The following is an 8947-nucleotide window of genomic DNA, read 5'->3' as shown; positions in this document are numbered from 1 at the left end:
TCCCCGTACACAGGCCCAGCTGGACGGCGCTCAAAAGGCCCTGGAGCTCGAGTTGGACGAACAGGCCCTCGCCTCGCTGGACGATATTTGGCCCGGTCCTGGCGGCGAGGCCCCCGAAGCCTACGCCTGGTAGGCGCCACCGCCACCGCAATTGCCCCTGCCCCGCCACAGGCGCGGGTCGAGGGGTGACGGGATATTAGATATGTAAGTTAGCGGCTGCAAACCCATTGATGGTCACGTGGTAGGGGCACAGCGCGCTGTGCCCCTGCGGCTACAAAGCGGGCGTCATCATCAGGTACACTTGACGGCTGCGCGGGCCGTCGAACTCGGCGAAGAAGATGCCCTGCCACCTGCCCAGCACCAGTTGGCCCCCTTCCACCAGCACCTGCGCCGAAGCCCCCACCAGGGACGACTTGATGTGGGCCGCGGCGTTGCCCTCGGCGTGGCGGTAACCGTCTTCGAAGGGAATGACCTTGTTAAGCTCCCTGGTAAGATCGCCCATCACGTCGGGGTCGGCGTTCTCGTTGATGATGATGCCGGCGGTGGTGTGGGGCACATAGAGGGTCAGCACGCCGGACGCCTTGCCTTGGCCGCTCAGCCACTGCCGCACCGGGCCGGTAATCTCAACGAATTCCACCCGCTGCTGGGTGCGCACCGCAAGCGTCTCCATGATCACAAGTTACGAGCTCCAGGTCCCGGCTACCGAATTTCGAGCCCTGCTTTTGCCACTGGCGTCGCTGGTGTCTTGGCGGTTTTTTCTTTACCCTCTTCCCCTCAATCTTAAATATTCACTCTTCAATCATCAATACACCCAATTGCCCCCATCTCACGTTTTCCGCTCCTTCTTGCGCGCGGCCGGGAACAGGACGTTGTTGAGAATCAGCCGGTAGCCCGGCGAGTTGGGATGCAGCGCCAGGTTGGTGGGCGGGTCGCCCACAAAGTGCTGGTAGTCTTCCGGATCGTGACCCCCCAGAAAGGTGAAGGTCCCCTGGCCCAGGTTGCCGTGGATGTAGCGCACCTCCTCGGTGCCCTCCCGCTCCCCCATCAGCACCACGCTCTTTTTCAGCGTGGACCGCCGGAAGTTGGTGGTCTGCCCCATGAAGCCCTTGATCACCCCCACGTGATTCTGCGTCAGCATGGTGGGCACGGGGTCGTACTTGGCCGCAAACTCGAACAGCGTGAAGTAGTCGTTCTCCGCCGAGCGCGGCGCCGGATTGTGGCTGGCCGGAATATCGATGGTGGCAAACTCATAGATCATGGGGTCGGTGTAGAGCTCATAGTTCTCGAAGGCGACGGATTGGAGGAAGTCCAACCGCCCGCTGGCGTCAGGGTGGGGCGGAGTGCCGTCGAACGGGATGCCGGCGATATCCACGTTTTGGGCTGCCAGGGCGATATCCCAACTGTCCGTGGCGGAGCACATGGCAAACAAAAATCCGCCCCGCACCACGTACCCTTTGATGGCTTGCGCCACCGCTTTCTTGAGCGCCGGCACGTGGGGGTAGCCCAGCTCTGCCGCCAGAGCCTTGTAATCCCGCTCCTGCTGTTTGTACCACGGCGCATTGGCATAGGAGCGCCAGAACTTGCCGTGCTGACCCGTGAAGTCCTCGTGGTGCAGGTGCAGCCAGTCGTATCGGGACATCCCCCCGGACAGGACCTCCCGGTCATAGATGGTGGCGTAGGGCACCTCGGCGTAGGTCAGCGCCAGTGTAACCGCGTCATCCCACGGCTGCCGGTTGGGCGGGCTGTAGACGGCAATGCGGGGGGCTTTTTCCAGCAGCACGATGTCCATATTGTGCTCGCCGATGGTGGCATAAATCGCCCCCAGCTGGGCTGCGTCCACCGGCTCGCTGGTAACGCCCCTCACCTGGCACTCCTTCCGGATCGCCGGCTGTGCGTCCACCAGAAAGGAACCCCCCCGGTAGTTGAGCAGCCACTCCACGTCGGTACCCCGCCGCAGGGTCCAGAAAGTCACGCCGTAGGCTTTCAGGTGGTCCCGCTGGCTCTCGTCCATGGGGATCAGCAGCTTCTGCGGCCAGAGCAGGTCGACGGCCAGCATGCTGAGCAGGACGACAATTCGGCACGCGTAGCGCGACAGCATCGGCGGGGCGGGCAGCACCGTGGCGGTCGTCCCGGAGGCCCGCCTTCGATCGCTCACCGGGCTGGCCTTCACTCCTCCCCCGGACGCAGCTCCCGGTAGCGGAGGCGGGCGGCGTCGGCATAGATGCTCAGCGGATAAGTATCCACAAATGTCAGATAGCGCTCCGCGGCCCGGTCGCTGTCGGCCGCCAGGTAGTCGGCCAGTTCCGCCGCCAGCAGCAGGCCCAGCTCGGTAAACTCCGTCTCCCCCGGCATCTTTAGGCTCAGCCGCTCCGCCGCCCCATGCTTGCCCTGCAGGGCAAGGAGCGTGGCCAGCCGGTATTGTAGGATGGGCGCGATCAGTGGCGAAAGTTGCCCCTTCACTGCTGCGCTGAGCACCCCCACAGCCTCACTTCGCCGGTTCTGCCGCAGCAGCGCCTCGCTGCGGACAAAGGCTTGGTAGGGCTCCGGGCTGCCCTGAAAGCGCCGCACCAGCCCCGATAGCTCCATCAGGTCGTTGAAGGCCGGGTCGGCCGGGCCCAGCGCCGCCAGCTCTCCGCCCAGGTAGGCCAGCAGCGAGTCACGGTCGCCTGAGAGAAAGATCAACTCCACTGCCTTCATGTCCAGCAGATTGGCCTGCTCCTTGCTGATGAGCCGGGTGGCGGCCCGCTGGCGCACCTCCTCGGCGGCCTCCAGGTCGCCTTTGGCCATCCACACGTCAATGAGGCGCAACAGGGTTTGCGAATAGTACTGGGCGGCCAGGCGCTCGCCGAGCACGGCCTCGTAATCGGCGATGGCCCCATCAAAATCGTCCAGTATGAGAAACTTGATGTCCCCCAGCCGCAGGCGCGCCAGGGAATTGTGCCGGGTCGTGGCCAGCGAATCATACAGCACAATGGCTTGCCGCAGCGCCCCCGTGCTCGCCTCCGTCACCCCAATGTAAGGCAGGGCGAAAAAGCGGTTGTCCCGATAGAATCCCGACAGCGGCAATGCCACGCTGTGTTCCCGGCTGCGGGCCTGATAGACGCCCGCCAGCGCCAGGATGGCCTCCTCGTAAAAAGCCACCGCCTCCGGGTCGGCCAGCAGCCCGTTAAGGACACGTTCCGCCAGGTCCCATTCGCCCTCGGCCACCAGGTCCAGGGCCAGGTCGACCCGCTCCAGGGCAGGCGCCTCCAGCTGCTGGTTGAGTTCCACGGCGCGTGCGAAGTTGCGGTTCTTGAATTCCATCGCGGCCAGAATGCGGAGGGCGCCGGCCGAGCCGTGGCCGGTGAGCTGCGCCCGCAGCATCGCGATGACCTCGGGTTCACTGGGGAAGCGCAGCAGTTGGTTCATCACGTTGCCCACTGCCTGTGGCTGTGCGGACAGATAGCGCAGGAATTCGGTGGTGGCCAGATCGTAGGCCAGCCGCGCGGCGTACAGGCGGCCCATATCCAGTGAGAAAAAGGCCGCATCGCCCTTTTCCACCCGCAGGCGCCCGAGCAGCCCCGCCGCCTCTTCCGTCAGGTTGCTGGTGAGCAGATGGGTGAGCACCAGGCGCTGGGCCGTGGCGTTCTGCGGGAAGCGCACCAGCAGGCTTTCCCAGGTCCGCAGCGCCGCGGACTTGCGGCCCAGCAACAGGAAAACGTCCCCCAGCTCCACCTGGCTCTGCAGATCGTCGGGCTGGCGGCGCAGGCGCGCGGCGATCACCCGGCGCAGGTCGTCGTACCTGGCCGAGCTGCGCAGCACCCGCTTCAGCCGCTGGTAATAGCGCGGGTTAGCGGGGAAGTCCGTGACTAGTTGCTCATAGATGGCCGTGGCCTGTTCGCTATTGCCGGCCCGCTCCAGCTTGAGCGCCAGGTTGAACGACTGCTCCGCAGCCCGCGCTGAAGGGCGGGGCGGGGGCGGGTTCAGCGCCTGAATTGGGGCCGCAGATAGAGGGGCCAGTGCCCAGGTCAGCGCGGTGAGCACGAGCGCGCGGGATAACCCCGGCCAACCGGCCCGGCGCATCAGTCCCCGCCCTCCGACCTGCCGGCCAGCTTCTGGAAATACGCCTGGATCAGGGTCTGGTAGTCCGGCGAATAGCCGGCCCGCAAGGCCTTTTCCATGGATCGCATGATCAGGTCATCCCGTTCACCCAGGTCGCTGGGCAGCCCGGCGGGACCGGTGTAGGCCAGCTGCCGCTCCGGCGAACGCCCCTTGCGCTCCTCTTTGAAGTCCTGTTCGCTCAGCGCTTTCTGGCTGTCCAGCAGGCGGGTGACAATACGCTGCTGTTTGTCCAGTGTCCGTCGGGTTACGCGCCGCCGTTGAAAATCCCGGATGACCTCATCCATATCCTCCAGCGCCTGGCCCAGCCCCCCATGCTTGCCGCCGCTCTGCTCGGAGAAGTCGTCCAGGATTGCCTTCAGCACCTGCGCCAATTGCCGCTGCCGGGCCTGCAGGCGGCGGGCCAGCTCCAGCCGTGACAGGGCGGATATCTGCCCCAGCTGCATGCCCAGGACCTCCGCGTTGAGACCCTGCTGGCCCTGGGTCAGGTTCTGCATGCGCTGAAGGTATTGCTCATAGCCCGAGGCCGACCCGCTCTGCTGCAGCTGGGCCATGGCGTTGGCCAGGGCTATGGCTGTCTCGTTGAGCGCGGTCATGCCCTCCTGCTGGGCTCCGGTGGCCCCCTGCGGGTCGTTGCCCTCCAGGCTCGTGACCGCCGCATGCATGGCGGCGTTGGCCTTGCCCACCGCCCGGCCCATCTCCGGCGTAATGTGGAACGACTGCTGGCCCAGGGCCATCATCTGCTCGATAAGACGGGCCAGCGCCTTCACCAGCAGATGCTGTGCCTCCGCTGCCTCCCGGACACGGGGCGAACTCCGGGAGAGCTCCTGCGACTCGGCCCGCAGCCGCTCCTGCTGCTTGGAGGCCGCCAGCACCCCGCTCAGTATCCGCTGAAACTGCGCCATCATCTCCCGCACCGCAGACGCCTGGAAAGCATCCCGGATGGCGGCGGCCTCAGCGCGCAAAGCCTGTAGCAGCTGTTCCCCCTGCTCCAGCCCGGACTCACTTTCGCCCTGTTGTCCACTCCGCAAGCTCTGGGTGCCCCGCTGCAACGCCGTCGTGGTCTGCCGGGTGAGGCCGGACGCCCGCAGATCACTCAGTTGCTCCGCCGCCCGGGAATCGTACGGCTGCACCGCCTCTGCTGCGGTCAGCATCGCCTCCCGGGCAGTGTTGAAGGCCCGCTCCTGTTCCCGGTGCCGCGCAGCCAGGTCGGGGAATCGCGGTGCCGCCCGCTGCCCTTCTGTTGGGTCCGTCACGGCGTCGTCAGGGGCCGTTTCGCCCGCGGCTTCCTCCCCGCGGGTCAAATCATCCAGGAGTCGCTCTTCCGTGGCGGCCAGCTGCTCCAGCCGGGTGACCAGCTCATCCATTTTCATTTCCGCCAGCGCACGCCGGAAAACATCCAGGAAACGGTCCAGCTGGGCCTCGAATTCGCTGGCCTGAAACTGCAGGTTCTGCAGGGCCTGCTGCAGCTGGTTGGGATCCAGCTCGGCCAGTGCGTTACGCAGCTTGGCCATGGCCTCCTCCAACTCGGGGGTCATGATCTCCGCCAGCAGGTTCTGCAGCTCATCGTACTTCTGGAGCACCTCGTCACTGAGCAGGTTGTTCTCGCTGGCCTGCGCCCCCAGCTGCGCAATCTGCTCCTGGACCGATTCCATCGCGGCCACCACCTGTTCGAGGGTCTCCAGCACCTCTTTGCCCTTCAGCTGCTGCTCCCAGGATATGGCCTCCGCGCCCCGGAAGGAGAGCTCCATCTCTTCCAGCAGCGCCTTCACCTCGTCCAAATCTCCCAGCACGCTCTCGGTAGCCTCGGTGGCCTCCTGGGCCTGCTGGTCGGCCCGCGCGAACAGGTCCTGCAGGGTGGGGAACCGGGCGATCATCGTCGCCGAGGTAGCTTGCCCCGGACCGGTCATGACATTGTTGTCGAAAACCTCCACCTGGAAGCGGACTTCGTCTCCGGGAATCAGCCCCAGAGGGTCCAGTTCCCAGAGGTAGGTCAGCCGTTGGGCCTTGCTCGCCGGCTGCAATTGGGGCATCGTCAGGGTGTAGACCTGGTCATCGGAGGCGAGATAGTCCGGGTGCCGGATGCTGTAGGCCAGCTGCGCCCGGCTAAAGCCGAAGTCGTCGGTCAGGTCCACCTGCACAACCACCACCATCGTCTCATCCAGCTCCACAACCATCTCCGGGGACACCATGGTGAGCGTGGGCGGATAATCGGGTCGTGCCGTAAAGCTGTAGTGGATGGGGTGGGCGTTGGTCACCTCCCGCCGGTCAACCACCGCTATGTAGATGTCGGTGTCCTGCTGCAACTGGAAGCCCCCGGTGATGGTCCGGCCCGCAACGGTAAGCGGCACGTCCTCCCCGTTCTGATTCATCACCGCCGCCTGCAGGGGCAGGTTCGTTTTGCCTTCCAGCAACACGTGGCTTCCCACCAGCGCAACGATGTCGGCCACGTTGCCCCCCATTCGTTCCACCGGCTCGCCCGTATAGGCCGGCGCCGTGATGGTGAAGGCCAGCTCTTCGATGACCGGCCGGTCGATGATGGAGATGCTGTGCGTCTCGGACACAATCCGGTCCCAGGAGGAAAACCAGGCCCGATTTACATACCGGGCATGGTAGCGGATATCGTCACCCATGTTCTCGAATCGGTAGTTGTACCGGTCCCCGTTGACAGCTAGGCTGGCGGAGCGCACCTGCCCACGGCTGTCCTCCCACACCAGTTCCACCTCCGCCGGCAGCGCCCCTACGCTGGTGAACGCGATCTCGGTGGTGTCGCCGGCCAGCACCTGGCTGTCGCCCGTGAGTGCCACCAGGATGAAGGGCGTCGGCGCCGGATAGTCCTGGCCGGGATGCAGCAGGCGGCCCGCGGATTCGAGCATGGCGCCGGGGGCCGTGACCCAGGCCAGCAGCAGCACTGCCAGCATGGCCGCAGCCAGCCGCAAGGGGGGATGGTAGCGCCGGGGCGTAAGGGCGCGCGCGTCCAGCCCCGTAAGTGCTTTTGCCACCTTGTGCACCGCATGGTTTAGCAGGTCGGCGTTCTCCAGATTGCTTTCCGTTGCCAGGCGGCGCTCCAGCTGCAGGGCGTTCAGCAGCCGGTCCGCCGCCGACGCGTCCAGCCGGTGCCCCACCCGCGCTGCGATGGCCTCCGGCCGCACCCACGGCCACCAGCCCCGCCAGGTCCCCAGCCAGCGCACCAGGACCGTCAGCGCCAGCAGCAGCAGCAGGTCGGCCAGCACCCAGACGATGATCGCGCGCACCGTGCCGGTCAGGTACAGGTGCGCTTCGTACCACACCGCCGTGGTCACACCCGCTGCCAGCAGCAACCCCACCATGAGCGCGTCGTAGCCCAGGTTCAACCGGGCCAGTCGGTAGCGGACCCGGCGCAGTTTGTACTTGATGGGCTGCGCAATCATCAGCGGCTCAGGGCGTAGGCAATGATGTTGGCTCCCATTTGCAGGGCCGCTTCACGCAGTCCCGGAGCCACATCATGGACTTGCGCATCTTCCCAGCCATCGCCCAGGTCGCTTTCGTAGGTGTAGAACACCACCAGCCGCCTTTCGTGGAACAGGCCCAGCCCCTGAGGTGGCTTGCCGTCATGTTCGTGAATCTTGGGCAGGCCATCGGGAAAGGGAAAGACGATATTGAAGATAGGATGGGCCGGGGGCAGTTCCACCCAGTTCTTGTCGGGAAAGACCTTGCGCATCTCCCGCCGGAAGGCCCGGTCCAGGCCGTAATTATCGTCGGCGTGCAGAAACGCCCCCGCCGTCAGATGCCCCCGCAGCATGGCCGCCTCCTCATCGGTGAAGTGGATGTTGCCGTGGCCGGTGAGATAGAGGTAGGTGCTGCCCCAGAAGGCGTCGTCGCCGATGGCGGCACGCGTCTCATCGGGTGCGATGGTGATGCCCGTATGCCTGCGGGTAAAGGCAATCAGGTTGGGTAGCGAGCTGGGGTCGCCATACCAGTCGCCGCCGCCGCCGTACTGCAGCCGAGTGATGGTCAGTGCGCCCGGGACCGCCTGGCTCCACGCGAAGGATGCGCCCGCTGCCAGGGCCAGCCCTAGAACCGGGCCCGCCAGCCGGCCCAACCTGCCCCTGCCGGCGGCGCTAGCCGTAGCGCTCGCGGAAGGCCAGCGGCTCGGTCTGTAACGTGGTGTGCTCAATGCCCCACTGCTCCCTCAGATAGTCCTGGGTTTCTCGCAGGCATCTGGGCCAGTGCCCCGATTTGACGCAGTCATCGGTGAGCTGGATATGGGCGCTCATGGCCAGGACCCCTGATGATATGGACCAGATATGTAAATCATGCATCTGGACAATATGTTCCCTGTTCACCAGCGCTTCCTCCAGGCGGTGATAATCGATCTCCGCCGGGGTGCTCTCCATGAGGACGTCCACGGCCTTCATCAGCAGCCGCCAGCCCCCCACCAGGATGAGGCCCGCGATGAGGACGCTCACCAGTGTATCCACCGGCGTCCACCCGGTGAGCAGGATGACGCCACCCGCCAGCATGGCCCCCACCGAACTGAGGCTGTCAAACAGCAGATGCAGGTAGGCTCCCTCCACGTTCAGGTTGCCGCGCCGCCCATGCCGGATGAAAAGCGCGCTGCCCAGGTTTACCGCCAGGCCCACCGTGGCGATGGCCAGAACGGGTCCACCGGCGATAATCTGGGGTGTGCCGGTGCGTTCCACCGCTTCAAGCAGGATATAGCCGCACAGCAGGATCAGGGCCACGCCGTTCGCCAGGGCTCCCAAAATCTCCGCCCGGAGGTAGCCATAGGTCCGGCGGGGATCCTTCGGGCGGGCCGCCAGCCAGCTGGCGAACAGGGCCAAACCCAACGCCGCTACGTCGGTCAGCA

General features: G+C 65.5%; 7 protein-coding genes. 1 reads left to right on the top strand and 6 read right to left on the bottom strand.

Features of this window, described 5'->3' with window-relative positions; translation table 11 throughout:
• A partial coding sequence (locus IH971_09830) for an aldo/keto reductase (GenBank protein MCH7498137.1) occupies window positions 1-133 on the top strand: 133 nt, incomplete at its 5' end.
• A 138-nt stretch (window positions 134-271) separates the two neighbouring features.
• Here IH971_09830 and IH971_09825 read toward each other — a convergent pair.
• The 6 genes from IH971_09825 to IH971_09800 all read right to left on the bottom strand — a co-directional run.
• On the bottom strand, window positions 272-670 hold the full coding sequence (locus tag IH971_09825; protein MCH7498136.1) for a YjbQ family protein: 399 nt from the start codon (window positions 668-670) through the stop codon (window positions 272-274).
• Window positions 671-826: 156 nt separating this feature from the next.
• Window positions 827-2056 (bottom strand): asparagine synthetase B, encoded by a 1230-nt coding sequence (locus IH971_09820; GenBank protein ID MCH7498135.1) that lies wholly within the window; start codon window positions 2054-2056, stop codon window positions 827-829.
• Between the two features lie 110 nt (window positions 2057-2166).
• Window positions 2167-4062, bottom strand: a complete 1896-nt coding sequence (locus IH971_09815; protein ID MCH7498134.1) for a hypothetical protein — start codon at window positions 4060-4062, stop codon at window positions 2167-2169.
• The gene (locus IH971_09810) at window positions 4062-7508 is read right to left on the bottom strand and encodes a hypothetical protein (protein MCH7498133.1); all 3447 of its coding nucleotides are present in this window, start codon (window positions 7506-7508) and stop codon (window positions 4062-4064) included. The genes IH971_09815 and IH971_09810 overlap by 1 nt, the downstream gene beginning before the upstream one ends.
• Window positions 7508-8170, bottom strand: coding sequence for a DUF4159 domain-containing protein (locus IH971_09805; GenBank protein MCH7498132.1), 663 nt, complete (start codon window positions 8168-8170; stop codon window positions 7508-7510). The genes IH971_09810 and IH971_09805 overlap by 1 nt, the downstream gene beginning before the upstream one ends.
• A gap of 28 nt (window positions 8171-8198) precedes the next feature.
• Window positions 8199-8947 (bottom strand): cation transporter (locus IH971_09800; GenBank protein ID MCH7498131.1); only part of this gene is annotated, 749 nt, incomplete at its 5' end.

The organism is Candidatus Neomarinimicrobiota bacterium (assembly GCA_022560655.1).
Lineage (GTDB): Bacteria > Fidelibacterota > Marinisomatia > SCGC-AAA003-L08 > TS1B11 > JADFSS01.
The sequence above is the reverse complement of the archived record's forward strand: the minus strand, read 5'-3'. Positions and strand labels throughout refer to the sequence as shown.